General features: G+C 65.0%; 1 pseudogene. It reads left to right on the top strand.

From position 1 onward, the window contains the following. A pseudogene (locus tag NKJ73_RS34165) lies at positions 1–535 on the top strand (IS4 family transposase); the annotation flags it as partial. Positions 536–575: the final 40 nt, after the last annotated feature.

Here is a 575-nt window from a genome sequence, read left to right as displayed (position 1 = left end):
CGATCAGGACGAGACGACCTGGCTGCAGGTGAAGTTCGCCGCCATCAACACATTGCCGCCCGTGGGCAAACAGAAGCGCTACAGTCCGCAGGTTCTGACCCACATCCACACCCTCGAGGAGAATCCGCCGCCCGGTCGCGAGCCGATCGACTGGAAGCTGGTGACCAACCTGCCGGTCGAAGATCTCTCCGTGGCGGTCGAGAAGCTCGGCTGGTACGCCGTGCGCTGGAAGGCGGAGGTGTTCCACAAGGTCATGAAGTCCGGCTGCCGTGCCGAGGAGGCGAGGCTCGAGACCGCAGAGAGGCTGGCGAAGTTCCTCGCTCTCATAGCGGTGGTCAGCTGGCGCATATTCTTCGTCACTATGTCGGCGCGCGCCAAGCCAGACGCCGCGCCCGACAGCGTTCTCACCTTCGCCGAGATCACTGCGCTCGACCAGATCGACGCGTCCCGAACGCGACCGCGCCTCCAACGGCCCACGCTCGCCGCCTACCTGCTGCAAATCGCCATGCTTGGCGGCTCTCGCCCGCAAACATGATCCGAGTCCCGGCAACATGGTCGTCTGGCGCGGCATGACC

The organism is Mesorhizobium sp. M0074, assembly GCF_040322975.1.
In the GTDB taxonomy this organism is placed as follows: domain Bacteria; phylum Pseudomonadota; class Alphaproteobacteria; order Rhizobiales; family Rhizobiaceae; genus Mesorhizobium.
This window is presented reverse-complemented; position numbering and strand designations above follow the sequence as displayed.